Here is a 24,174-nt window from a genome sequence, read left to right as displayed (position 1 = left end):
GAAAACCTATTTTACTTACTTATACTCGATGACACTCATGAAAACTTTTTAAACTTTTTGTATAAAAAGTTCGCGATCAAAACGGTACTGTGGAAAGAATACACCATCTTTGGCCCGTTCACCTGCAGCAATCACCATGATTGGATATTGCTGGTCATTTAGTTCCAAAATCTGGCGTACCATCGGCTCATCAAAACCTTCCATCATGCAACTGTCAAAACTGTAGGCACGTAAAGCCAGTACCAGATTTTCACATGCCAGCGCTGTGGTCTTGCTTGCCCAGAGTTTGGCATCTGCAGGACTAAATGCAGAGACTGGCATCTGCTTATCCAGACTGCGCGCCACTTTAAAAGCAACTTTCTTAAAGTTGCCAAAAGCATTCAAATAGCCCGTTTTATAGTTATACGGAATATACTTGTAGTATTTCTTGATTGCTGGCGGCGCTTCTGGAAAAGGAAATTCATTGACATTACGTTTTGCCATTTCATCAATGCGGTCTGTACGTGCAACACAGACAATCAGTTCAGATGCAGTTTTGGCAGCGAGCTGGCTCATACAGGCTTTTATCAGCTGCTGTTTTTTATCAGGATCTTGAACTACGTAAAAAGTCCATGGTTGCAGGTTGGATGAATTGGGTGCCAGTAAGGCTAAATCCAGACATGCATCCAGCACATCTTCTGGAATGGGCTTGTCAGTAAACTTGCGTACTGAACGGCGACTTTCTACAACTTTTTTGAACTGCTCAACGTCAATATCCTGAGGTGCAGGTTCATAGTAACGTTTCTTTTCTGGCTGTTCACTGTTTTGGGTATAATTTTCAGTATTTGGCATAATTAAACAGTTCAATTCAATAGGAAGATTTAGAGAAAATCCTCAGAGGCAGAGGAGTATAGACAACAAAAAATCTGGACACATCTCAGGTATCCAGATTTGAGCATAAAACTTAATTGAACTGTGTAAAGTCAGGTTTACGTTTTTGCATAAAAGCCTGTACAGCTTCCATCATTTCAGGAGATTTAACGCGCTGCATAAAAATTTCAGCTTCTTCATCAATGCACTCAATAATATTAGCTAAATCTTTTTTCATTAGCGCTTTAGTCTGTTTAATGGAGGCAAGCGGTAACTGAGTTAGATATTCGGCAGCTTTGTGAGCATAATCATAAACATCATTTTCAATAATCAAGTTAATAATTTTGGCATCTTCATAGATGTCATCCTTAATCACACGATTGACCAAGCCTACCTGTTCGGCAGTTTTTGCTGTGAATTTTTTAGCACTAAACAGCAGTTCAGCAGCACGATGGTAGCCTGCCTGCTTAACAAGAAGCTGACTTGCTGCACCTTCTGGAGAAAGACCTAAACTTACAAATGGAATCTGGAAAATAGCATCATCATCACTGTAGACCAGATCGGCATGCAACAGTATAGTTACTCCTATACCAATAGCTACCCCCTTAACCGCTACAATTAAAGGCTTTGAAAATTTTGTTGCTGATTTAAGCAAGACAAAAGGGGGCATATTGCCTGCTTTATCCTGTAAAGGCTGCTGGGTAAACTGCATGAAATCTTTCATGTCATTTCCTGCAGTAAAGTCATCATTTAAGCCACGAAGTATTACTACCCGTACATCACTAGAAATATCTGCTTCATCAAGTGCCTGAGCAATCCATAAATAAAGCTCACCATATAAGGCATTCTTGGCTTCAGGCCGGTCAATAGCCAGCGTAAGAATTCCGTGATCCAGTTTTGCTTTTAAATGTTGATGTGGTTGTTGTATACAGCTTAATGTCATCGTACTATCCATGCTTTAAATCATGATTTTATTATGGCTTATTATGTCGCATATCTTTTTTGAAAATGCAACTGATGAGTCATTAAAGCTCAGAACTTATGTCATATACTTTTGATTATCTTGTCTTCATCGGGCGTTTTCAGCCTTTTCATTATGCACATTTGCAGACGGTACAGGTTGCCTTAAGTCAAAGTCAGTATGTGATTCTGGCTTTGGGTTCAGCTCAAAATGAACGGAATCTCAAAAATCCATTCACAGCTTCTGAACGTGAAGAAATGATATTGTCCAACTTTTCACCAGAAGATCAGAAGCGAATTATTTTTGTTCATGTCATTGATGTCTACAATGATGAAAAATGGGTAAAGCAGGTTAAAGCTTTAGTTAATCAGGTGGTTCAAACTGGCTCTAAAATTGGTCTGATCGGCCATTTTAAAGATGCATCATCATATTATCTGAAACTATTTCCAGAATGGACGATGGTTGAACTGGAGAGTCTGGAAGGTGCCATTTCTGCGACGCCACTGCGCGAAGCCTATTATCAGGGTATAATTAAAACAGAAGCTTTCCCGGCGGGTTCACAAAATTTTTTGAAGAATTTCCAGCATGGTCTGGTGTACCGTCAGCTACAGCAAAAATATAAAGAGCAAGACTATAGCAATATACAGTAATGAAGATTAAAACCTTTAAATAATTTAGCAATATTAGAGAGTTTATATGTCGAACCGGTTAAACTTGAAAACACACCTGTAGTCTGCTTCACACCTTTCTTAAAGAAATCAAGCAAGACTAAAGACCACAGATCTATAAAAATGCCGGCTAAAGTGCCGGCTTGCTATTAGAGTTTTTATAGTTTATTCCACTTCACTCATTGTGTGGATATCATCTAATACTTGAGCAGCATGACCAGCTGCAGTGACTTTACGGTAACTCTTCATTAGCTGATTGTTATGAAATAAAAAGGTAGAACGCTCGATACCCATAACTTTTTTGCCATACATATTTTTTTCTTTAATGACATCAAAATGTTTGCACAGGATTTCATCCGCATCACTGACCAGCTCAATTTGCAGTTCCTGCTTAGTGGTAAAATTCTGGTGAGATTTGACTGAATCACGAGAGATACCCACGACAGTAGCGCCCATAGCATCAAACTGGTCTTTTAATTCAGTAAACTCAAGGGCCTGAGTAGTACAGCCGGGTGTAGAATCTTTAGGATAAAAATAGAGAACCAACCATGCAGATGGCACTTCAGATAAGTTGATCTCACCATTTGCGGTTGGGAATACGTGGTCAGGTAATTTAATATCTTCAGTACTCATGGTTTTCTCCAAAAACTAGCCACGAATGTGGCTAGCAAAATAATAAGGCAATTATTTTTTTGCCTGCGCTGATTTCATGGCTTCTTGGGTCAGGTTTTGCAGTTTTGAAGTTAACTGTGGACCGAAGCACGCTTGTAAATCACTATTTTGTTTTTGAACAAAAGCTAAACTGCTTGGGCTTTTCTTCTGGTTAATTGTGCTCTGGATTTCCCATTTTTGAGCATTGGTCAATTTACCATCTGCTTCTACAGCACAGGTACAGTATTTGCTTACTTCAGCAGCAGAGAGTTTCTTGCTTTTACCTGTTTCTGTTTTACAAACATTGATCAGGGCAGATTTAACATTTGTGCTTTTATAAGCCTGCTGAAGAGGATTTGCTTCTGCAGCATGGGTATTTACTGTTAACAGAGTCGCTGCTGAGAACAGGGAGGAAAGGAAAAGTTTTGATGCTAAGTTCTTCATAAATTGTACCTGGTGATTACGGTATATAACGTGTAGGGTCTTCAATACCTGCTTCTTGGAAACCTTGTTTACGAAGTCGGCAGCTATCACATTGTCCACAAGCACGTCCTTGGTCATCTGCCTGATAGCAGGAAACCGTCTGGCTATAGTCTACGCCATGTTCAATGCCCAAACGTATAATATTCGCTTTAGATAAATGTAACAGGGGTGTTTCAAATTTTAAAGGTTTGCCTTCTACTCCCACTTTAGTGGCCAGGCGCGCCATATTGGCAAATGCTTCAATAAACTCAGGACGACAATCCGGATAACCTGAATAATCTACGGCATTAATCCCGATTACTATAGCCTCTGCATCAAATACTTCTGCAGCTGCCAAGGCATAAGACAAGAAGATGGTGTTACGGGCAGGAACATAAGTTACGGGTATGCCTGACTGTTCCTGTACAGGGACATCAATATTATGATCTGTCAGTGCCGAACCACCCAGATTGCCCAGGTCAATATTAATAACGCGATGTTCTACGCCGGCACGCTGAGTAAGTGCTTTAGCTGCATCCAGTTCAGTAGTTGAACGCTGACCATACATAAAGCTAATAGCGATACACTCATAACGTGCCTGTGCCCAAGCCAGACAGGTTGTTGAATCTAATCCACCAGATAATAAGACAATTGCACGCGAGCGCATATATTGTTTCTCCAATCTTTCTGTACCGTGATTAACGGCCAGTTTCATCATTCCAAAGTAGCTTGTGTAGTTGTAACTGGAAGCGAACGGGAAGCTGGTCATCTAGAATCCACTGTGCTAATTCGCGAGCCAGTTTAGGTAATTGGGCTGCACCTTTTTCCACTGCAAACGCAGGAGAGAACCAGACTGTACTGACTTTCTGTTCTAGGGAGTACAGCGCAAGCTGCTCTTTGGCCCATTGGTAATCATCACGGTTACAGATAACAAACTTGATTTGATCATTTGAGGTCAGAAATTCTAGATTTGACATTAAGTTACGTGTAACTTCTCCAGAATTTGGAGTTTTTAAGTCTAGAACTTTTGATACGCGTGGATCAACTTTAGATACATCGAGTGCACCACTGGTTTCTAAAGAAACCTTATGTCCTAAATCACATAAACGTTGTAGTAAAACCAGACAATTCGGTTGTGCCAGTGGTTCTCCACCGGTTACACAGATGTAAGGTGTATTATAACTTCGGGCAGTTGCAATGATTTCTTCAAGTGACTGACGTACCCCTCCTTCAAAAGAGTAGGTCGTATCGCAATAGGTACAACGTAAAGGGCAGCCAGTCAGACGAATAAATACTGTTGGTAACCCCGCAGCGTTTGCTTCTCCCTGCAACGAATAAAAAATCTCCGTAATACGTAAACCAGCTGCCGGATCAGACACTGGAATAACGGAAGAACGTAAGGGATTCATAGCCCAATATCACCTTCTATAAAAAACAAAAATCTCTACGATCAGGCATGACCGTAGAGACCTTTAAACAGACAGAAAATTAGTCAGCGCGAAGCAGGTCATTTAGACTGGTTTTAGCTCGTGTCTGAGCGTCTACCTTTTTCACGATAATTGCAGCATAAAGGCTGTATGTTCCATCTTTAGATGGCAAGTTCCCTGGTACAACAACTGAACCTGCAGGAACACGGCCATAATGGATTTCGCCAGTTTCACGGTCATAAATCTTGGTAGATTGGCCGATGTAAACGCCCATTGAAATGACAGAACCTTCTTCAACAATAACACCTTCAACAATTTCAGAACGTGCACCGATGAAACAGTTATCTTCAATGATAGTCGGGTTGGCCTGAAGCGGTTCAAGTACACCACCGATACCAACACCACCCGACAAGTGAACATTTTTACCGATCTGTGCGCATGAACCTACAGTTGCCCATGTATCTACCATTGTGCCTTCATCTACATAAGCACCAATATTCACATAAGAAGGCATAAGAACCACATTCTTAGCTTGGAAACTACCACGGCGAGCTACAGCAGGTGGCACTACACGTACGCCGGCTTCTTTAAATTGCTCTTCAGTCCAGCCAGAAAATTTGGTCTCGACTTTATCATAAAAACGCAGGTCACATGATTCGATTGGCTTATTATCATTTAATTTAAAAGATAATAAGACCGCTTTCTTCAGCCATTGATGAACAATCCATTCACCATCAATTTTTTCAGCTACTCGCAGTGTACCGTTATCCAGACCTTCAATAGCTTCTTCTACAGCTTGACGCACTTCTGACGGACAATCTGCTGCGGTAAAGTTGGCGCGGTTTTCAAAGGCCTGCTCAATAATAGTTGAAAGCTGAGTCATGATATTCCTTCCTGAAAAAATTTATGAGAGTTTACACTATTTGTGTATAAAAACAGCCAAAAACTAGCAAACTTTTCATCTATAAAGGTCTCTGGTACGAGTAAAGTAAATATGAAGCTTTTTGGAAATATTTTTACAAAAAAACATGTAAAAACAAGAAAAAACGTTAAATGTATCAAAAAATAACAGAAACCACGTAATTTGTGTCTAAAAACCCACTTAGGTTTTATCTAACATACAAGACACGAAACAATTATAGATTAAAAAACAAACTCTTCTGAGGAGATTAATAATGAAAGCTTTAAGAGTTTTAGCGACCGCTACAGTTTTAAGTGCTATTGCAGGTTCTGCATTGGCAGCTGATGAAATAATTGTCACTGAAGAAGGGGTCTCAACGTTCTCTTTCTTTAAACCAGCTTCAGTACGTGCAGAAGTTGGTACTACTGGTTACGGTGGCGCGATTTCATATAATGCCAATCCATATGTTGGTGTAACTTTAGGTTACAACGGTGGAGATATCTCTTGGTCAGATGACTTATCTGTAAATGGCTCAGATTATGACATCGATATGGATAACAATAATGTTTACTTAAATGCTGAGATTCGTCCTTGGGCAAACTGGTTCTATATGGCTGCTGGGGTAGCTTATGTAGATAATGATTACGACTTGGATCGACGCATAGGTGCTAGTGAAGGCTTCACTGTAAATGGAACTGATTTTGTTGCTGGTACTAGTGGTGCACGGATTAATGGTCAACTTTCTTATAAAAATAATTTAGCACCGTATGTAGGTATCGGTTTCTCTCCAGCAATTACTAACCGTTGGGGCGTATTTGGTGAAATCGGTGCATTTTATAATGGTAACCCAAATGTCAACTTGACAGCTTCTGGTACAGCTATCACTACTGAGCCTGGTACTGACTTTGCTACAGCAGTTGAACGTGAAGAACGTGATATTGAAAATGATAACAAATATGAATGGTTACCAGTAGCTAAACTGGGTGTAAGCTTCCGCTTCTAATCCAGTCAGCAATAAAAAACGGACTAAGGTCCGTTTTTTATTGCTTTTATAATTATTTAATCAAATTTAAAAATTGTTTTAAAAACTTTACTCTTCTGGATAGGCCACTTTCTTAAGTGCTTTTATGTCAGCTTCAGGTGAACACAACGAAATAAACTCGTAGCCATAACCACGTAATAAATGTCCCTTACGAACTGCTAACCAAGTGGTATTTAAACCAAAAATATCAGTTTGAATCTGTTTTAAGCGATAGTCGCGTTCCGCATCATAAGCGACGTTATTAACAATGCCTACCCCCATACCGAGTTCTACATAAGTTTTAATAACATCTGCATCAAGTGCAGACATTACTATATCAACTTCAATATTGGCTGCTTCAAAAGCCTTGTCAATTTTAGAGCGTCCAGTAAAACCGCCATGATAAGTAATGATTGGATAGTTAGCCAGATCTTCTAGACGAATATTTTCCAGTTGGGTTAAAGGATGATGCTGTGGAGTAATAATGCTGTGTTCCCATGTATAATATGGAACACTGGCCAGATTTTCTTCTGTTGTCAATGATTCTGTAGCAATACCAATATCAGCTTCCCCCTGTAAGAGCATTTCTGAAATCTCTACCGGACTGGCTTGTTGCAGAATGAGATGAACTTTGGGAAAAGCTTTTTTAAACTGGTTAACAATCGGGGGTAGAACATAACGCGCTTGGGTATGAGTGGTAGCAATGGTAAGTGTACCCTCGTCAACTTTGTTGAAATCATCAGCCAACCGCTTGATATTTTCTGCATCGACCAGCATACGCTCAACAATGTTCAAAAGAGATTGGCCAGGTTCTGTCAGACCTAGCAGACGCTTACCTTTACGAATAAAAAGCTGTACTCCCAGTTCATCTTCAAGATCTTTAATATGTTTGCTAACACCTGACTGTGATGTATAGAGTGCCGCTGAGGCTTCAGTCAGGTTAAAATTCTGTCTTACCGTTTCCCGAATAATTCTAAGTTGCTGAAAGTTCATCTGGATTACCTCAAAAAAGAGTGGGGCATATACAGCCCCTTTATTATATTTACGCGACCTGATCTTCAAACAGGTGTAGGGCAGAAGCACTGATCCATACATTCTGCTGTGCCCTGAACTGATGCTGTTTTACTTCTTCTGGTGAAAGCGTGATTTCAATCAGATTACCATTGCGGTCCTGTAATTCTGCTACAACATTACCAGCAATCCAGATTTCACGCAGAAATGTTGCCTGAATTGTATTATCTTGCGGTTGAGCGTGAATACGTAATTCATCAGGACGTGCAAATGCAACCACTTTTCCCTGTGCAACTTCTACACTATGAGGAAGTTGGATACGGTCTTGTCCGATCTGGATAATGCCTTGCTGATATTGTCCTTCAAAACGGTTGGCCTGACCCAAGAAGTCAAATACGAATGGCGTAGCTGGTTTCTCATAGACTTCCCGAGGTGAACCAATCTGTTCAATATTACCTTTATTCATCACCACGATTTGATCAGCAACTTCAAGCGCTTCTTCCTGATCATGGGTAACAAAGATGGAAGTGATATGAAGTTCGTCATGTAAAGTTCGTAACCAGCGACGTAACTCTTTACGAACTTTCGCGTCAAGCGCACCGAAAGGCTCATCTAGTAATAAAACTCGCGGTTCTACTGCAAGCGCACGCGCTAAAGCAATACGCTGACGTTGTCCACCTGAAAGTTGGGCTGGATAACGATCTGCCAGAAATCCTAATTGCACCAGATCTAACAGGCGGGTTACCCGTTTTTTAATTTCAGCTTCCGATGGTCGAGTACTGCGGGGACGTACACGCAAGCCAAAAGCAATATTGTCAAATACGCTCATATGTCTAAATAGCGCATAATGCTGAAATACAAAACCTACCTGACGTTCACGAACATGTACATCAGTCGCATCGCTACCTTCTAGCAGAACCTGTCCGCCGTCTGCCGATTCAAGACCGGCAATAATCCGGAGTAAAGTTGTTTTACCACAACCTGAAGGGCCAAGCAGGGCAACCAGTTGACCTTCAGGAAAATCGAGTGAAATATTTTTTAGTGCATGGAATGCACCAAAGTGTTTTTCAATATTTTTAACTTGAATACTCATGGGGGCATTCCTTAAGAAGAGGCTGAATCATCATTACGCTTAGCTTGTTTTTCCTGCCCGAGTTCTACCCAGGTTTTCAGGATTAATGTCACAATTGCCAGTAATGCCAGTAGTGATGACACAGCAAAAGCGGCACTGAAGGTATATTCGTTATAAAGAATTTCGACATGCAGGGGTAATGTATTGGTTTCCCCACGGATGTGACCAGATACAACTGAAACTGCGCCAAATTCACCCATAGCTCGTGCATTACATAAAATTACGCCATAAAGCAGACCCCATTTAATATTGGGTAAAGTCACTTTCCAGAAGGTCTGCCAGCCAGACGCACCCAGTACAATTGCAGCTTCTTCCTCTTCATTACCTTGTGATTCCATTAATGGGATCAGTTCACGTGCTACAAATGGCACAGTAATAAATATTGTGGCTAAAACAATCGCAGGAGTGGCATACAAAATTTTAATATCGTTATCTATCAGCCATTCTCCCAGCCAGCCTTGAGATCCAAAAATTAGGACCAGCATCATACCGGCAATAACAGGCGAAACCGAAAAGGGCAGATCAATAATGGTGGTCAGAATAGACTTGCCTCTAAAGTTAAATTTGGCTACACACCATGCAGCAGCTACGCCAAAGACTACATTAAGAGGTACTGCAATCGCTGCTGTCAATAAAGTCAGTTTGACTGCAGATAAAGTATCCGGATGGACCAGCGCCTGAAAGTAAACCCCGACACCCTGCTTAAAAGCTTCAACGAATACCAGAATAAGAGGAAGAACCAGACAGCTTAGAAAAAATAGCAGACCGATAGTGAGTAATAGATAGCGTACCCAAGCTGCTTCCCTGGTCGCATCGCGTGACTGCAGTTTTTCTGCCAGTGCATTACTATTGGTGGTTAAACTCATCTTGCAGTTCTCCCGGTACGACGGCTGGCCCAGGCCTGCAACAGATTAATCAAAAATAAAATCGCAAATGAAATTAAGAGCATAACCACAGCAATAGTGGTCGCAGCCGCATAATCATACTCTTCCAGCCGTGAAATAATCATAAGGGGAGCAATCTCGGTTTCAAAAGGCTGATTGCCTGCAATAAAAATTACAGAGCCGTATTCGCCCACTCCCCGAGCAAAAGCAAGTGCAAAACCGGTTAAAAGAGCTGGAAATAGAATAGGTAAGATAATTTTAGTAATAGTCTGAAAACGGGTTGCACCTAATGCAGAAGCCGCTTCTTCCAGTTCAGTTTCTACATCGCTTAAAACTGGTTGTACCGTGCGCACGACAAAAGGCAGACCAATAAAAATCAGTGCTAGTGTAATCCCGATAGGGGTGTAAGCGACCTGAATGCCTAAAGGCTCCAAATACTGTCCAATCCAGCCAGTGGGTGCATAAAGAGAAGTTAAGGCAATACCTGCAACTGCAGTAGGTAACGCAAAAGGCAGATCGATCAAGGCATCTACCAGCCGTTTTCCTGGAAAACTGTAACGTACCAGACACCAAGCCAGTAGTAATCCAAAAACAACATTAATAAAAGCGGCCAGCAATGCAGTCGTAAAACTGAGCTGCAGAGATTTTAAAATACGCTCTGAACTCAGAATTTCCCATAAACCATCCCAGCCAATACCTAGCGACTTGATAAATACCGCAGAAAGAGGGATTAGAACAATTAAAGACAGATAAGCAAGGGTAAAGCCTAAAGAAAGACCAAATCCTGGCAGCACTCGGGAACGCTGCAACATGTTAACTCCTCAAAAGAGAGTATGCCCACTTAAAATAAGCAGGTGAAATAAAACTGAAAAAACTGCTCAAGCATATTCATGAGCTTTTAAATTGCAAATCTGAAAAACAACTCAGCATTATCAGTAATATTGATATTTAAGCTGTTTTTCTCTGCAATTAAAAAATCGAAAATCTCCGGAAAAGGCCCGAAGCCGGAAGCTACATTAATATGACCTACTTTACCCAAGCTAACCGGTTTTAGATTCCAGGCATTAGCAAAAAACTGGGCATCTTCAAGCTTAAACCACGGATCATTGTCACTGATGATTAGCTGGGCCGGGACACGGATTTTTAGATTCTGAAAATATTCTGCATAGTTATATTGACTGTTCCGTGCAAAACCGGCCTCACCAAAACGTTCAGGATTAGCTGGAGCGACCAGTACCAGATTTTTGATTCTGTGTGCCAGCTCGGGATATTCGGCAAGTGCGGCGATGCTGGTCAGACAGCCAAAGCTATGCGCTACAATCTGGAGAGATTCCTGATGCAAACTTACAGTTTTCACAAACTGGGCAATCCATTCCTGAAGTATTGGCATATTCCAGTCTGTTTGCTGTACACGGGAACAGGACCTGAGCTGTCTTTGTAACCAGGATTGCCAGTGTTCATATTCACTGCCACCTACGCCCGGTACAATTACTGTATGTATTGAACTCATGTCTGATCCCCCGGTTTACACAGAACTCTACTTTTGACTGTTATTGATTTTTACAATCTGGTCAAATACACCGCCATTTTCGAAATGCTGCTTTTGTACCTTATTCCAGCCACCAAATTCCTGATCAATTGTGACCAGCTTCAGCGGTTTAAAAGTACTACTATATTTTTTCAGGACTGCCTCATTACGTGGTCGGTAATAATTACGGGCAACCAGATCCTGTGCATAAGGTGAATACAAGAAGTTTAGATAACCTTTTGCAACATTCAGATTCCCTTTTTTGGTTGCATTTTTTTCTACAATCGCTACAGGCGGTTCAGCCAGAATAGATAAAGAGGGCGTAATAATTTCAAACTTGCCAGGCTGTTCACGTACTGCCAGAAAGGCTTCGTTTTCCCAAGCCAGCAGCACATCACCAATACCACGTTCAGCAAACGTCGTAGTGGCTCCGCGTGCGCCAGAGTCAAGCACTTTGGTATTTTTATAAATCTGGCGAACAAACTCCTGTGCCTTGGCATCATTACCCCCTGGCTGGTGCTTTGCCCATGCCCAGGCTGCCAGATAATTCCAGCGCGCGCCTCCAGATGTTTTAGGGTTTGGAGTAATAATTCCTACTCCCGGTTTTACCAGATCACCCCAGTCTTTTATTCCCTTCGGATTGCCTTTACGTACCAGAAATACAATAGTTGAAGTATAAGGTGTCGAATTCTGTGGTAATTTTTTCTGCCAGTCAGCAGGTAATAATTTTGCTTTTTCAGCAATTACATCGATATCAGCAGCAAGTGCCAAAGTCACCACATCAGCTTCCAGTCCATCAATCACCGAGCGTGCCTGCTTACCTGAACCGCCATGAGACTGGCGTAAATTCAGGTCTTGACCGGTACGTTGTTTCCAGTAAGCACCAAACTGCTTATTTACCTGATCATAAAGCTCACGCGTTGGATCATAAGACACATTGAGAAAATCTTTAGCTGCAAAGCTTGCAGTAGAGGCCGAAAGTAATGCTGCAATTATTCCAATTTTTACTTTTGAAAATTTCATATTTTATCCCCAATATTTTGCATAAGCATAAAAACATGAAAGCAGAATAGCGCTAGTCTTTATCCATAAAAAATAATAAAAAACGAATTCATTATGAAAAATAAAGAAAAAGAAAATATACTTCTGTTTCTAAACTAAGTTGCAGAATCAACTGGATACTTCATATCGATGCTGTTTTTCAAAAATGCTAAGAAAATAGAAAATGTTCCTATTGAAGACCGGGCTTTTCAGTATGGAGATGGCTGTTTTACGACAGCCCGGCTGCGGAATAACCAGATAGAGCTGCAAGATTTACATTGGGCTCGGCTGAGGAACAGTTGTGAGCGTCTATATCTTGATGCTGATTTTGACCTGATTGATAAAACGCTTGAACAGCTACAAAATCATTATCCGGTATTAAATGGTACGTTAAAAATACTGATCAGTCGCGGGACGGGGCAGCGGGGTTATAGTTTGCCTGAACATCCGGCCGATATTTATATACTGTTTTATCCTAAAGCCAGTGAAGTGATTAGACCGCAGCTGATCCGAAGTGGTGTGCTGAATCAGGCTATGGGGTTATGTATGCCGAGTCTGGTAGGTATTAAATCTTTGAATCGTCTGGAGCAGGTGCTACTTAAAAAGGAAGCCGAAATGCAGGGTTGGGATGAGGCACTGGTCACCGATGTGCAGGGAAGTGTTGTTGAAGGCGTGAGCAGTAATTGCTTCGTTTTTCAAAACAATACATGGTTTACACCAGAACTTCGCTATAATGGCGTCCACGGTGTGATGCGGGCGACAATCCTGTCACGCATGCAGCGGGAAAATATCGTCTGCGAGCAGCGCTTCATTGACATGGAAAATATTGGGCATTTTCAGAGCCTGTTTTTCTGTAATGCATTAAGCCCCATGAAAATTGTTACTCAACTTGGACAGCGGAGCCTGGATTCCCAGCCTTGTCTGGATTTATTCCGTATTTTGCAACTGGATCAGATTAGCTAGTTTATGCCGAAACTTCACTCAACTCCGAAAAAAAAGAATGCTAAACCTACGTTCCCTGCTGTACTGACGATTATTGCAGGCCTGTTCATACTTGGCTTGGTGGTGCTCTGGTCAAGCCTGTTTAAAAATTATCCGGTAAATGGGCCAAAACAAATGCTGGCAATTAATCCGGGAGACACCTATTCAGGCTTTATTGACCGGCTGGCTGAAGACGACAAAATCAGTTTTCCAATTATTTTAAAGCTTTACCAGAAACTGGTCATCCATGACACATTAAAGGCTGGTGTGTATGAAATCCAAAAAGGCATGAGTGTCCGGCAAGTACTTGAACTGATCTCGAACGCTGAAAATGCCCAGATGAACCGGATTTTAGTGATTGAAGGCACGACGTTTAAGCAGTTACTTGAAAATCTGAAAAAGGACCAGCTGGTTACTCATACTATTACTCATTTACCAGAACAGCAGCTATTAAAGGAATTGAATATTCCTTACAGCCATCCGGAAGGGCTATTTTCACCAGACACTTACTTCTTTGCAAAAGGTGAAACCGACCGCAAGATTCTAACCCATCTCTATACACGCCAGATGAAAGCACTGGATGAGGCATGGCAAAACCGGGCCAGTGGTCTACCGTATAAAGATAAATATGAAGCACTGATCATGGCTTCTATTATTGAAAAAGAGACCAGCATTGATAGTGAACTGCAACAGGTTTCCGGAGTGTTTGTGCGCCGCCTGAAAATGGGAATGCGCTTACAGACTGACCCGACCGTAATTTATGGTATGGGGGATAACTATAAAGGTAATATCACCCGAAAGGATCTGCGTACACCAACGCCTTATAATACCTATACAATTTCTGGCTTGCCGCCAACGCCAATAGCTTTGCCAAGTAAAAAAGCGATTGAGGCAGCAATGCATCCGGATAACTCAAATAATATTTACTTTGTTGCCACCGGCAATGGGGGGCATAAATTTAGCGCCAGCCTCGAAGAACATAACCGTGCAGTACAGCAATATCTATCTGTACTGCGAGCTAAAAATTAGGAGAGTAGGATGTTTATCAGTTTCGAAGGTACAGAAGGCGTAGGAAAAACTACTCTAATCCGTGAAATTTATGCACATTATGAGCAAAAGGGTGCCGAGATCATACTCACTCGTGAACCGGGCGGAACACCTTTAGCTGAACAGATTCGTGCACTGTTACTCTCTGTTAGTCATGATGAAAAGATGAGTGATGATACCGAGCTTCTGCTGATGTATGCAGCAAGAGCCCAACATTTACAACAGGTCATTTTACCTGCGCTTCAGGCCGGTAAAACAGTTTTGTGTGACCGTTTTACCGATGCCAGTTTTGCCTATCAATGTGCTGGACGTGGTCTGAATGAAAATAAATTGGCGGTTCTCAACCAGTCTTTTGTTTCTCGTATGCCAGATATTACATTATGGCTAGATGCACCGGTTGAGCTGGGAATGTCCCGTGCCCGTGAGCGTGGTGCACTAGACCGTTTTGAACAGGAAAAGGTCAGTTTTTTTGAAAAAGTGCGCGCAGGTTACACTAGATTATGGCAACAACATCCAGAACGGATTAAGCGCCTTGATGCTACACAAGCACCAGAAAAGGTACTTGAACAGGCGTTAGAACAGATTGGAAAACTGGCCTGAATTAAAGGCCAGTTTTAGAAAAGGATTGGATTAACCAAGTGCTGGTTCGACTTCCTCATTAACCAGTGGTTGACTAACTTTGAAATCTGGTGGCGTCAGGATGGTTTTTCGAAGTTCAGGCGCCAGCTCCAGATAATCCAGCGTATAGTGCAAACCACGCGATTCTTTACGTTCCATCGCGCAGCGTACAATCATCTCGGAAACCAGTACCAGATTACGCAGCTCAATCAGGTTTTTACTGACCTGATAATCTTCATAATATTCAGTGATTTCCCGCTTAAGCATCTCAATTCGATGCAATGCACGCTTGAGGCGTTTACTGGTACGGACAATACCAACGTAATTCCACATGGTCTGACGCAGTTCGTCCCAGTTTTGCAGAATTACAACATCTTCGTCTGCATCAGTAACCTGCGAGTCGTCCCATTCAGGTACAGCAGGCAAGCTAACTTCAGGGTTAAACTGGCTCTGGATATGCTGGGCTGCACTCATGCCATAAACAAAACACTCTAGCAGGGAGTTACTTGCCATTCGGTTCGCGCCATGCAGACCTGTATAGGACGTTTCCCCAATGGCATATAGGCCAGAAATATCAGTCTGGCTATGCTCATCCACAACCACACCACCGCAGGTATAATGCGCAGCTGGCACCACGGGAATCATATCTTTGGTAATATCAATACCGAGTTCAAGCAGACGGGTATATAAGGTCGGGAAGTGTTCTTTTACAAATTCAGCCGGTTTATGGGTAATGTCCAGCCACACATGACGAATACCCAGCCGCTTGATTTCAAAATCTATGGCACGAGCCACAATGTCTCGAGGGGCCAACTCGGCACGCTCATCAAAACGCAGCATAAAACGTTCACCCTCTGGCAAACGCAGATAAGCACCTTCACCACGCATGGCTTCTGTAATCAGGAAAGAGCGGGCTTGAGGGTGATACAGACAGGTTGGATGGAACTGGTTAAATTCCATATTGGCCACACGGCAGCCAGCACGGTACGCCATGGCAATTCCGTCACCGGTTGCAATATCAGGGTTAGATGTATACAAGTAGGCTTTCATAGCTCCTCCGCAGGCCAGTGCGGTAAATGGAGCTAAAAAAGTATGGACTTTGCCAGTCTTTTCATTAAGTGCGTAAAGGCCGACGGCCCGATTTTTTTGCTCATCTATTCCTAATTTTTCGGTAGTAATCAGGTCAATTGCAATATAGTTTTCAAATATGGTCAGATTTTTCTGTTCTTGGGCACGCTGCACCAGTGTCGTTGAAATCGCTTTGCCGGTTGCATCGGCAGCATGAATAATCCGGCGCTGAGAGTGTCCGCCTTCACGGGTAAGATGCAGTTGTTCGGCATCATCCAGCGTAAACTGTACGCCATGTTTGAGCAGAAAATCGACTGAAGGTTTACCACCTTCTACAGTATGTTTAACCGCGTCCAGCTCGCATAACTGGGCGCCTGCAATCATGGTGTCATCAATATGCTGTTGAATAGAGTCAGTTTCGTCCAGAACTGCGGCTACGCCACCCTGTGCATAATATGTGCTGGCTTCTGTCAGGGGAGCTTTAGCTAAAACAGCAATGTTATAATGGTGAGGTAATGATAATGCCAGGCTTAATCCGGCTCCACCGCTACCTACAATAATGACGTCAAACTGATGAGTTGTATTTAAACTGCTCATATTCATCGGCTATTTGATAGAAATTCGATCATCAGACCGTTTTTTGCCTAAGAATGCAAGACTTAAAACGCTCAGGTTTAACCAGAATTTCCAATTAAATTTAAATTTTGTAACGTTTTGACTAAAACCTTGTTTTAAATCATTCATCAAACATATTATTAATCAAAATTAAAAAACCGTTCAGCTAAAAAATTATCATTTAACTGCAGTATGTGAGTTGTGCTTCATGAAAAATCGCTTATTACAAAAAGGAATGTACGCTGCTGTTTTTACTATGGCAGCAGTACAGACACAGGCGGCTTCTACAGTCGATTTCTCTAATCTGGTTGAGCAGGTCAGTCCGGCTGTTGTGAGTGTAAATGTTGTCAAGAAAATGACACAGGAAGAGCTGTTACAGCAGCAGGTACCGGAGTTATTACGCCGCTTTTTTGGCAATCAGGTGATTATTCCGCAACAGCAAGTACCGCAAGAAAAAACCGGCTACGGCAGTGCCTTCTTTATTAGTAAAGATGGTTATCTGCTGACCAATCATCACGTAGTTGAAAATGCCTCACGTATCAGCATCACCTTGAATGATCGTCGTGAAATTGATGCTACTGTAGTTGGAAGTGATGAACGAACCGATGTGGCTTTACTTAAAGTTAATGGCTCAAGCTTTCCAGCTCTGCGAATTGGCAATGTAGACCAGCTCAAGGTTGGTGAACCGGTGTTGGCAATTGGCTCGCCATTTGGTTTTGATTATTCTGCGTCAGCGGGAATTGTCAGTGCTAAATCCCGAAGTATGATGGGAGAAACCTCTGTACCATTCATTCAGACAGATGTTGCGCTTAATCCCGGTAATTCTGGGGGGCCACTATTTAACCAGCGTGGTGAAGTTGTAGGTGTAAATTCACGTATTTTTAGTGGAACGGGTGGCTATATGGGCCTGTCTTTTTCCATACCAATTGATGTCGCAATGGATGTCGCTGAGCAATTAAAGAGTAATGGTAAAGTAATCCGCTCTTATCTGGGGGTAATGCTGCAAGATATCGACCGTAATCTGGCAGAAGCGTATAAATTGCCTAAACCGGAAGGTTCACTTATTACCCAGGTCGCACCAAATTCTCCAGCGGCCAGAGCAGGACTAAAAGCTGGTGACATCATCTTGCAAATTAACGGGATGGCGATCTCCCGTACTTCAGATCTGTTGAATTATCTCAACCGTCAGGCTCCAAATCAGAGTATTCGCTTGCAGGTATTACGTGACGAGAAATTGAGTAATATTACTGCTACGCTTACTACGGCACCAGATAATACGCCAGCAAAAACCAATACACCTGTACAAAATAAAGGACCTGTTTTAGGTATAGCTATTCGCAATCTGACCGAGGCTGAAAGCAGGCAGTTGGGTGTTGATGGCGGAGTATATATTCAGGAAGTTATGCGAGGGGGGCTGGCAGCACAATCCCGCTTGATGCCAGAAGACATCATTACTCAAATTAATAATACGCCTGTGCGAAACAGCGATGAGTTTGTAAATGCAGTAAGTAAGCTGAAAAAGAATACGGTAGCCCGGGTTGCGCTGATCCGTCAGGGGCAACGCGCCATCTTGGGCCTGCGGATCCAGTAACAAACTATATCAACTTTTAAAGCCATCCTGCAGGATGGCTTTTTATTTAAGTACCATTAGCCGGATGATGCCTTTACACTAGATGTTTTATGTGAGTTGATGCAAGACAGGAAAAAATTGCACGTGAATACATTTTTTGATTTAAACATTCAGGTTCAGCCAGAGCATATTGATAGTTTGGGACATGTAAACAACGTCGTATATGTCGCCTGGATGCAACAGGTGGCGGAAGCACATATTGAGGCACTTGGACTGGGACTGAAACAGTATCAGGAACTTAAACATGCCATGGTCGCAGTTGAGCATCAGGTACAATACCGTAAAGCTGCATTTGAAGGGGAGGAACTGATTCTACGTACCTGGCTCTATGATATTAATGCATTGTACTCATACCGTCAGTACGCTTTTTACCGTCCACAAGACCAAACCCTGCTGTTTACCGGTCAGACCAAATGGGCATGTATCGAAATAGCAACGGGTCGCCCAAAACGTATGTCGCCCACTTTTACTCAGGCTTACCAGCCAATTTCAGCAGAGATAAACCCGATGGATTTCTCGACAATCTAAAATGGTCGATATGGTTTTTCCAGATTTTGCTGATTTACAGCTCAAAGCAAAAGCGCATGATTTATGGATACTTTAAAAATTCCATCTGTTATAATCGCTCGCAATTTCCCGAAACAGCTTTTGCTATGTACCTTAAATTTTGTACATAGCCGTATACATTTTTCAAGGTAGCCCATGGCGCAAGCTAAAAAATCTGTTGATATCAAAAACATTCGTAACTTTTCGATTATTGCGCATATTGACCATGGCAAGTCGACCCTGGCAGATCGATTCATTCAAATGTGTGGTGGATTGCAAGACCGTGAAATGCAGGCACAAGTGCTTGACTCAATGGAGCTTGAACGTGAACGCGGTATTACTATTAAAGCCGCTTCTGTAACACTTTATTATACGCATCCGAATGGTCAGGAATATCAGCTCAACTTTATTGATACCCCAGGGCACGTTGACTTTTCTTATGAAGTCTCACGGTCACTGGCAGCCTGTGAAGGTGCTCTACTGGTAGTCGATGCAGCACAGGGTGTTGAGGCACAGTCAGTTGCCAACTGTTATACCGCAATCGAACAGGGCCTTGAAGTTTTGCCAATCCTTAACAAGATTGACCTGCCACAGGCTGAGCCTGAACGCGTCATTCACGAGATTGAGGAAATTATCGGAATTGAAGCGACTCATGCACCGACTTGCTCTGCAAAAACCGGTATGGGTGTGGATAAAGTTCTGGAAACATTGGTTGAGGTTATTCCAGCGCCAGAGGGTGACCGTGATGCACCTTTACAGGCTCTGATTGTTGACTCATGGTTTGATAATTATTTGGGAGTAGTTTCCCTGGTTCGTATCAAGCAGGGGCGTGTGCGCAAAGGCGATAAAATGCTGGTGAAGTCAACAGGCCAGACTCATATTATTACCTCTGTGGGTATTTTTAATCCAAAACATACTGAAACCGGAATGCTCGAAGCAGGCGAAGTAGGTTTTATTATTGCCGGTATTAAAGATATTTTTGGCGCTCCTGTTGGTGATACCATTACTCTGGCCTCTACGCCAGAAGTAGGTACGCTGCCGGGCTTCAAAAAGGTAAAACCTCAGGTATATGCGGGTTTATTTCCGATTGACGCCAGTGATTTTGAGCCTTTCCGTGAAGCATTGCACAAGCTTCAGATTAATGACTCGGCACTATTTTTCGAACCTGAAAGTTCTGATGCGTTAGGATTCGGTTTCCGCTGTGGCTTCTTGGGAATGCTGCATATGGAAATCGTTCAGGAACGGCTGGAACGCGAATATGATCTGGACCTGATCACTTCTGCCCCTACAGTAGTTTATGAAGCATTAACTAAAGCGGGTGATACGATTTATATCGACAGCCCATCAAAAATGCCTGATGGTTCTACTGTTGAAGATTTGCGTGAGCCAATTGCAGAATGTCATATCTTGGTGCCACAAGAATATCTGGGTAATGTTATGACGCTGTGTATTGAGCGTCGTGGCGTTCAAAAAGATATGAAATTCTTAGGTAATCAGGTCTCTATTACTTTTGAAATTCCAATGGCAGAAGTCGTCATGGACTTTTTTGACCGCTTGAAGTCCTGTTCACGTGGTTTTGCATCACTAGATTATAACTTTGTCCGTTTTGAAAGCTCCTCACTGGTAAAAGTAGATGTGCTGATTAATGGTGAAAAAGTTGATGCTCTGGCAATGATCTGCCATCGTAATGATGCGCGTCACCGTGGTATTGCTCTGGTTGAAAAAATGAAAGATCTGATTCCGCGTCAAATGTTTGATGTAGCGATTCAGGCAGCTATTGGTGCACAAATTATTGCCCGTTCTACTGTAAAAGCCATGCGTAAAAACGTCTTGGCGAAATGTTATGGTGGTGACGTGTCACGTAAGAAAAAACTTCTGTCTAAGCAGAAAGAAGGTAAGAAACGCATGAAGCAGGTGGGTAGTGTTGAAATCCCTCAGGAAGCGTTCCTTGCAGTCTTAAAAGTAGAAAGATAATAATAAGAGGTCATCTAGCTCATGGATTTTGATTTTAACTTGATCCTCGTTCCAGTCACTGTCATTTTTTTCCTGGTGTGGCTGCTCGATAAACTTGTTTTCAAGCAACGCAAAACGAGGGGCCGTGGCAATGAAAATTTTATCATTACCTGGGCTTATGACTTCTGGCCAGTACTAGCCATTGTGCTTGTACTGCGCTCCTTCTTTTATGAACCTTTTAATATTCCGTCAGACTCTATGGTACCAACCCTGGAAACCGGAGATTTTATTCTGGTCAACAAGTATCAGTATGGAATGCGTCTGCCGATTATAAATAAAAAATTCATTGATATTGGTGAACCTGAACGTGGTGATGTGGTGGTATTTCGTTATCCGCCGCAGCCAAGTATTAGCTATATTAAACGTGTAGTCGGCTTACCGGGTGATCATATTGTATATGACCATGGACAGCTGAGTATTAATGGACAGCCAGTTAAAAAGGTTCCGGTTGAGTTTAGCCGTGAAAAGGATATTCAGGACACGCCAGCTTCGATCTATCATAAAGAAACTTTGGGCAAACATACTTTTACCATGCGTGAGCTTGAAGGGGTAAATGTTGCGCGTCAGGCTCCATTTATTAACTATGTTGAAAATGGAAAATACTCGGGTGAAGATGGTCTTTACTGGGAAGTCAAAGTTCCAGAAGGTCATTATTTCGCTATGGGAGATAACCGTGACCAGAGTGCAGACAGCCGCTTTTGGGGGTTTGTGCCTGAAGAAAATCTGGCCGGTCGAGCAGTTTATATCTGGATGCATAAGGAACCCGGCTTCAAGATACCAAGCTTTGCACGTAACGGTAAAATTGATTAACCATTTGGGTGGGTAATAACAATGCGTAATGCTCAGCAAGGCACTTCTTATATTACAATTCTATTTGCGATTATTGTCTTTGCAATGGTGGTAAAGGCTGTAGTAGCCATATGGCCAGCATATTGGGATAACCGTGTGATTAACAGCCAGATTGAAGAGTTATTAAAAGACAGTCCAGCAGATATAACGCCAGCAAAATTTACCCAGCAGATGGATCAGCGTTTGGACATGAACAATATTGATGACTTGCAGTTCAAAGATATTGCCCAAGTTTCAAATGATCAGGGTTTACATGTAAATATCCGCTATGAAGTGAGAAAACCTTTCTTGCTTAATATTGATTTAGTACTAAAGTTCGAGAAGAGTTTTGATCAAAGGTCACTCTAAGGTAAGTGATTTTCGCTTACCCAGCCGTATCGGCTATCAGTTCAAGCAGCCTGAGTTATTGCAGCTTGCCCTGACCCACCGGTCGGTTAGTCACAAATATAATTATGAACGTCTGGAGTTTTTAGGCGATTCACTATTAGGCATGATTATCGCCAACTATTTGTATCATGCGTATCCTTTTGAAAATGAAGGCCGGCTGACCCGCATGCGTGCTACTCTGGTCAGGCAGGAAGCATTAGGCAAGATTGCAAACGATTTGAAACTTAGTCAGTGTTTAATATTAAGTACAGGTGAATTAAAATCGGGAGGACACCACCGTGAATCGATTCTGGCCGATACTGTAGAAGCCATTATCGGAGCAATTTATATTGACTGTGGTGAGCTCAAGATTTTACAAGACATCGTATTGAAGTGGTATGGTCCATATTTAAACAATATTGAGCCAACCGACCAGTTAAAAGACCCGAAATCCCGGTTACAGGAATATCTGCAAGCCCGTAAAAAACCTCTCCCTGTTTATGAGGTGGTCGATATTCAAGGGGATGCACCGAACCAGCATTTTAAAGTAGAGTGTTCGGTCGACAGCCTGCCTAAATTTATCGGAGAAGGGTCAAGTCGTCGCTTTGCTGAGCAAGCAGCAGCAGCGGAAATTTTAAAGTTATTGGAGCAATAGACTGCATGTCGATCCAGCCAGATCAAAACAGTACAGATCAAGAGTCAAACACACCGGACAATAACCTGATTGACCAGTTCTTTAGTTCACAGGGTGTCACTATACCTGCTGATTTTAAGAGTGGGTTTGTGGCTATTGTCGGACGTCCGAATGTCGGTAAATCAACTTTGATGAACCACCTGTTGGGACAAAAACTCTCTATTACTTCCCGTAAGCCCCAGACAACACGACATAAAATTATTGGTATTGATAGCCGTGAAAAGTCACAGGCCGTTTATGTAGATACTCCGGGAATGCATAAGAAAGAAGTGCGTGCCATCAATAAGATGATGAACCGTGCAGCACATTCAGCCCTACGTGATGTAAATCTGGTTCTATTTGTGGTAGATGCCCATAAGTGGACACAAAATGATGACCTAGTGCTTGAGAAGCTGAAAAATGCTGAAATGCCAGTCATTCTGGTTATCAACAAGATTGATACTATTGAAGAAAAAAGGACATTGCTTCCTTTGATTCAAGAACGTACTAAACTCATGAATTTCGTGGAAATTGTACCAGTTTCTGCATTGCGTGGTGCAAATCTGGAACATCTGCGCGATACAATTGACAAGTATTTACCTTTCCAACCGCCGCTATACTCATTTGACCAGATTACTGACCGTTCAGAGCGATTCCTGGCATCAGAAGTAATTCGTGAAAAAATTATGCGACAGCTTGGTGAAGAGCTTCCATATGACCTGACTGTTCAGATTGAATCTTTTAAAACTGAGGAGCCGGCATTAAATGAGAAGACTGGCCGGATGAAAGCTGCCTGTACCTATATCGATGCCACCATTTTTGTTGACCGTCCTGGACAAAAAGCCATCGTGATTGGTGAAAAAGGTGCTAAGCTGAAAAAAATCGGGATGGATGCCCGTATTGATATGGAAAAAATGTTCGAACAGAAGATCATGCTGACGTTGTGGGTAAAAGTGAAAGGTGGCTGGTCTGATGATGAACGCGCGCTCAAGAGCCTAGGATATAGTGATATCTAAGGCTTAAGCTTTTTGCAGGAGTTCCGTAGTGATTAAGACAATGGCAATACTGATAAGCATTCTAATGCTGCAAGGCTGTATTCATAAGGTTGTTACGGTTCCTGTAAAGGTGGCTTATAAAACCACGAAAGGGGTAGTCAAGGGGACTGCGGCAGTGGTGGGTGCAGTTATCCCTGATGGGGATGATAAAGATCAGGCATCAGATCGGGACTAGCT

The 24,174-nt window shown here is 42.3% G+C and carries 27 protein-coding genes; 13 read left to right on the top strand and 14 right to left on the bottom strand.

Features of this window, described 5'->3' with window-relative positions:
- Window positions 1–48: 48 nt before the first annotated feature.
- Both AC0VYT_RS09670 and AC0VYT_RS09665 read right to left on the bottom strand, forming a co-directional pair.
- Entirely contained in the window at window positions 49–831 is a 783-nt protein-coding gene (locus tag AC0VYT_RS09670) for a nitroreductase family protein (protein WP_005019329.1), read from the bottom strand.
- Window positions 832–943: 112 nt separating this feature from the next.
- Window positions 944–1,792: an enoyl-CoA hydratase-related protein gene (locus AC0VYT_RS09665; RefSeq protein WP_005019330.1), complete on the bottom strand. Its 849-nt coding sequence runs from the start codon at window positions 1,790–1,792 to the stop codon at window positions 944–946.
- A gap of 98 nt (window positions 1,793–1,890) precedes the next feature.
- Between AC0VYT_RS09665 and AC0VYT_RS09660 the strand changes: the two genes are divergently transcribed.
- Window positions 1,891–2,460 (top strand): nicotinate-nicotinamide nucleotide adenylyltransferase, encoded by a 570-nt coding sequence (locus AC0VYT_RS09660; RefSeq protein WP_005019331.1) that lies wholly within the window; start codon window positions 1,891–1,893, stop codon window positions 2,458–2,460.
- Window positions 2,461–2,643: 183 nt separating this feature from the next.
- Here the strand turns inward: AC0VYT_RS09660 and AC0VYT_RS09655 are convergent, their stop codons facing one another.
- The 5 genes from AC0VYT_RS09655 to dapD form a co-directional block, all read right to left on the bottom strand.
- On the bottom strand, window positions 2,644–3,111 hold the full coding sequence (locus AC0VYT_RS09655) for a peroxiredoxin (RefSeq protein ID WP_005019332.1): 468 nt from the start codon (window positions 3,109–3,111) through the stop codon (window positions 2,644–2,646).
- A 51-nt stretch (window positions 3,112–3,162) separates the two neighbouring features.
- On the bottom strand, window positions 3,163–3,573 hold the full coding sequence (locus AC0VYT_RS09650; RefSeq protein ID WP_005019333.1) for a hypothetical protein: 411 nt from the start codon (window positions 3,571–3,573) through the stop codon (window positions 3,163–3,165).
- A 16-nt stretch (window positions 3,574–3,589) separates the two neighbouring features.
- The gene (gene queC / locus AC0VYT_RS09645) at window positions 3,590–4,258 is read right to left on the bottom strand and encodes a 7-cyano-7-deazaguanine synthase QueC (protein WP_005019336.1); all 669 of its coding nucleotides are present in this window, start codon (window positions 4,256–4,258) and stop codon (window positions 3,590–3,592) included.
- A 31-nt stretch (window positions 4,259–4,289) separates the two neighbouring features.
- Window positions 4,290–5,000 carry a 7-carboxy-7-deazaguanine synthase QueE gene (gene queE / locus AC0VYT_RS09640; RefSeq protein WP_005019339.1) on the bottom strand — a complete coding sequence of 237 codons (711 nt, stop codon included), beginning with the start codon at window positions 4,998–5,000 and terminating at the stop codon, window positions 4,290–4,292.
- A gap of 79 nt (window positions 5,001–5,079) precedes the next feature.
- Window positions 5,080–5,901: a 2,3,4,5-tetrahydropyridine-2,6-dicarboxylate N-succinyltransferase gene (gene dapD / locus AC0VYT_RS09635; protein ID WP_005019340.1), complete on the bottom strand. Its 822-nt coding sequence runs from the start codon at window positions 5,899–5,901 to the stop codon at window positions 5,080–5,082.
- A gap of 292 nt (window positions 5,902–6,193) precedes the next feature.
- Between dapD and carO the strand changes: the two genes are divergently transcribed.
- Entirely contained in the window at window positions 6,194–6,922 is a 729-nt protein-coding gene (carO, locus tag AC0VYT_RS09630; RefSeq protein WP_005019341.1) for an ornithine uptake porin CarO, read from the top strand.
- Between the two features lie 87 nt (window positions 6,923–7,009).
- Here carO and AC0VYT_RS09625 read toward each other — a convergent pair whose 3' ends face one another.
- From AC0VYT_RS09625 to AC0VYT_RS09600, 6 genes are all read right to left on the bottom strand, one after another.
- Window positions 7,010–7,933 (bottom strand): CysB family HTH-type transcriptional regulator, encoded by a 924-nt coding sequence (locus tag AC0VYT_RS09625; RefSeq protein ID WP_005019342.1) that lies wholly within the window; start codon window positions 7,931–7,933, stop codon window positions 7,010–7,012.
- A 49-nt stretch (window positions 7,934–7,982) separates the two neighbouring features.
- Complete coding sequence (locus tag AC0VYT_RS09620) at window positions 7,983–9,044, bottom strand: sulfate/molybdate ABC transporter ATP-binding protein (RefSeq protein ID WP_005019343.1); 1,062 nt, start codon at window positions 9,042–9,044, stop codon at window positions 7,983–7,985.
- Between the two features lie 11 nt (window positions 9,045–9,055).
- On the bottom strand, window positions 9,056–9,949 hold the full coding sequence (cysW, locus tag AC0VYT_RS09615; protein ID WP_005019344.1) for a sulfate ABC transporter permease subunit CysW: 894 nt from the start codon (window positions 9,947–9,949) through the stop codon (window positions 9,056–9,058).
- Window positions 9,946–10,779 (bottom strand): sulfate ABC transporter permease subunit CysT, encoded by an 834-nt coding sequence (gene cysT / locus AC0VYT_RS09610; protein ID WP_005019345.1) that lies wholly within the window; start codon window positions 10,777–10,779, stop codon window positions 9,946–9,948. The genes cysW and cysT overlap by 4 nt, the downstream gene beginning before the upstream one ends.
- Before the next feature lie 86 nt (window positions 10,780–10,865).
- Window positions 10,866–11,477 carry an RBBP9/YdeN family alpha/beta hydrolase gene (locus AC0VYT_RS09605; RefSeq protein WP_005019350.1) on the bottom strand — a complete coding sequence of 204 codons (612 nt, stop codon included), beginning with the start codon at window positions 11,475–11,477 and terminating at the stop codon, window positions 10,866–10,868.
- 27 nt (window positions 11,478–11,504) lie between these two features.
- A complete protein-coding gene (locus AC0VYT_RS09600; protein ID WP_005019352.1) occupies window positions 11,505–12,518 on the bottom strand; it encodes a sulfate ABC transporter substrate-binding protein in 1,014 nt (337 codons plus the stop codon).
- Window positions 12,519–12,686: 168 nt separating this feature from the next.
- On the opposite strand from AC0VYT_RS09600, the gene pabC reads away from it, so the two are divergent.
- Genes pabC through tmk form a run of 3 tightly spaced genes read left to right on the top strand, consistent with a single transcriptional unit; the run spans window position 12,687 to window position 15,164 of the window.
- Entirely contained in the window at window positions 12,687–13,499 is an 813-nt protein-coding gene (gene pabC, locus AC0VYT_RS09595) for an aminodeoxychorismate lyase (protein WP_005019354.1), read from the top strand.
- A 3-nt stretch (window positions 13,500–13,502) separates the two neighbouring features.
- Entirely contained in the window at window positions 13,503–14,546 is a 1,044-nt protein-coding gene (mltG, locus tag AC0VYT_RS09590; RefSeq protein ID WP_005019356.1) for an endolytic transglycosylase MltG, read from the top strand.
- Window positions 14,547–14,555: 9 nt separating this feature from the next.
- The gene (tmk, locus tag AC0VYT_RS09585; RefSeq protein ID WP_005019357.1) at window positions 14,556–15,164 is read left to right on the top strand and encodes a dTMP kinase; all 609 of its coding nucleotides are present in this window, start codon (window positions 14,556–14,558) and stop codon (window positions 15,162–15,164) included.
- A gap of 30 nt (window positions 15,165–15,194) precedes the next feature.
- Here tmk and nadB read toward each other — a convergent pair whose 3' ends face one another.
- On the bottom strand, window positions 15,195–16,853 hold the full coding sequence (gene nadB / locus AC0VYT_RS09580; RefSeq protein ID WP_005405373.1) for an L-aspartate oxidase: 1,659 nt from the start codon (window positions 16,851–16,853) through the stop codon (window positions 15,195–15,197).
- 220 nt (window positions 16,854–17,073) lie between these two features.
- Here nadB and AC0VYT_RS09575 point away from each other — a divergent pair, with 220 nt between their 5' ends.
- The 8 genes from AC0VYT_RS09575 (at window position 17,074) to AC0VYT_RS09540 (ending at window position 24,172) form a co-directional block, all read left to right on the top strand.
- Window positions 17,074–18,456: a Do family serine endopeptidase gene (locus tag AC0VYT_RS09575; protein WP_005019360.1), complete on the top strand. Its 1,383-nt coding sequence runs from the start codon at window positions 17,074–17,076 to the stop codon at window positions 18,454–18,456.
- A 123-nt stretch (window positions 18,457–18,579) separates the two neighbouring features.
- Window positions 18,580–19,023, top strand: coding sequence for an acyl-CoA thioesterase (locus AC0VYT_RS09570; RefSeq protein WP_005019361.1), 444 nt, complete (start codon window positions 18,580–18,582; stop codon window positions 19,021–19,023).
- A 174-nt stretch (window positions 19,024–19,197) separates the two neighbouring features.
- A complete protein-coding gene (lepA, locus tag AC0VYT_RS09565) occupies window positions 19,198–21,015 on the top strand; it encodes a translation elongation factor 4 (RefSeq protein WP_005019363.1) in 1,818 nt (605 codons plus the stop codon).
- A gap of 21 nt (window positions 21,016–21,036) precedes the next feature.
- Entirely contained in the window at window positions 21,037–21,864 is an 828-nt protein-coding gene (gene lepB / locus AC0VYT_RS09560) for a signal peptidase I (RefSeq protein ID WP_005019366.1), read from the top strand.
- Between the two features lie 21 nt (window positions 21,865–21,885).
- Window positions 21,886–22,251 carry a DUF4845 domain-containing protein gene (locus AC0VYT_RS09555; protein ID WP_005019368.1) on the top strand — a complete coding sequence of 122 codons (366 nt, stop codon included), beginning with the start codon at window positions 21,886–21,888 and terminating at the stop codon, window positions 22,249–22,251.
- Window positions 22,232–22,924, top strand: coding sequence for a ribonuclease III (gene rnc, locus AC0VYT_RS09550; RefSeq protein ID WP_005019370.1), 693 nt, complete (start codon window positions 22,232–22,234; stop codon window positions 22,922–22,924). The genes AC0VYT_RS09555 and rnc overlap by 20 nt, the downstream gene beginning before the upstream one ends.
- Before the next feature lie 5 nt (window positions 22,925–22,929).
- Window positions 22,930–23,958 carry a GTPase Era gene (gene era, locus AC0VYT_RS09545; RefSeq protein WP_005019371.1) on the top strand — a complete coding sequence of 343 codons (1,029 nt, stop codon included), beginning with the start codon at window positions 22,930–22,932 and terminating at the stop codon, window positions 23,956–23,958.
- A 40-nt stretch (window positions 23,959–23,998) separates the two neighbouring features.
- Window positions 23,999–24,172, top strand: a complete 174-nt coding sequence (locus AC0VYT_RS09540) for an NF038104 family lipoprotein (RefSeq protein WP_217449019.1) — start codon at window positions 23,999–24,001, stop codon at window positions 24,170–24,172.
- The last annotated feature ends 2 nt before the right edge of the window (window positions 24,173–24,174 follow it).

This window comes from Acinetobacter sp. QJM3NY_42 (genome assembly GCF_056173745.1).
The sequence above is the reverse complement of the archived record's forward strand: the minus strand, read 5'-3'. Positions and strand labels throughout refer to the sequence as shown.